This is a genomic window from Nonomuraea sp. MTCD27, from assembly GCF_041950495.1.
In the GTDB taxonomy this organism is placed as follows: domain Bacteria; phylum Actinomycetota; class Actinomycetes; order Streptosporangiales; family Streptosporangiaceae; genus Nonomuraea.
Map to the genome: position 1 here is coordinate 1 of NZ_JBGNUW010000069.1, position 1,349 is coordinate 1,349.

Sequence of the window (1,349 nt, forward strand, 5' to 3'; positions counted from 1 at the left end):
CAAGGCCGTTGCGTTCTCGGCTGATGAGACTGCTGCACCCCTGGGTCGAGTGGCCGAGTAGGAGCGCCCCGGTGCGGAGATGACAAACGCGACCCCTGATGATCGTCGGTGTCTAGCCAGTCGATCAAGAACAGGGGCCGCGTTCGCGTGCCATCATCCCCGATCGACGTGCTCTCCCGCCACCTGGAGCACGTCACCCTCACCGACGCCACCGTCGACCTGCCCACCCTGACCGAGGTACTCCACGCTGTCCCAGACCCCCGTTGCCGCCGCGGGCGCCGCTATCGACTCGGGCCGCTGCTCGCCTTAGCCCTGCTCGCCGTCCTCAGCGGAGCAACATCACTGGTGCAGATCACCCGATTCATCGCCGGATACGACCCTGACACGCGCACCCGGCTCGGCCTTCCGCCCTCCATGCGACTGGCCGCCTCGACCCTGGGACGGCTGCTGGCCCGTCTGGACGGCGACGCTTTCGACGCCGCGACCTGCGGCTACGTTGCCGCGCTGACTGCCTGCCAACCGCCCGAGACGACGACAAACACCCGAACACCCCTGCTCGGCCTGGCCGTGGACGGCAAGACCCTGCGCGGCAGCCGTACCTCGAGCGGCGCGGTCCACCTCCTGGCCGCCATCCGCCACGACACCCAGACCGTCCTGGCCCAACGCCAGGTCGAGGCCAAGAGCAACGAGATCCCCGCCTTCACACCCCTGCTGCGCGACCTGGACCTGACCGGCATGGTCATCACCGCCGACGCCCTGCACACCCAGCACGACCACGCCCGGCACATCGCCGCCGCCGGCGGCCACTACCTGTTCATCGTCAAAGGCAACCAGCCCACGCTGCTGCGCCGGCTCAAGGCCCTGCCCTGGCGCGACGCCGTCCTGAACGACCGCACCGACGAGCAAGGCCACGGCCGCCGTGAGATCCGCCGCATGAAGATCTGCACTGTCCGGCCCGGCCTGCCCTTTCCCCACGCCGTCCAGGCCATCCAGGTCAAACGCCGCCGTACCGACCGCAGGACCGGCAAGACCACCATCGTCACGATCTACGCGATCACCAGCCTCCCACCGGGCCGCATCACGCACGCCCAGCTCGCCGCGCTGATCCGCGGCCACTGGAGCATCGAGGCCCTGCACCACATCCGCGACGTCACCTACCGCGAAGACGCCTGCCGGGCCCGGACCGGAGCAGCTCCCCGCGTCCTGGCCAGCCTCCGCAACCTGGCCATCGGCCTGGCACGCCTGCTCGGCTGGACCAACATCGCCGCTGCCACCGACCACTACCGCAGCCACCCAGCCGACGGTCTTCAACTACTCGGTCTCACGACATGAGAACGCTTCAGCCCTGG

General features: G+C 69.4%; 1 protein-coding gene. It reads left to right on the forward strand.

Features of this window, described 5'->3' with window-relative positions:
* Positions 1–147 precede the first annotated feature (147 nt).
* Positions 148–1,332, forward strand: a complete 1,185-nt coding sequence (locus ACBJ59_RS62745; protein ID WP_375119387.1) for an ISAs1 family transposase — start codon at positions 148–150, stop codon at positions 1,330–1,332.
* Positions 1,333–1,349: the final 17 nt, after the last annotated feature.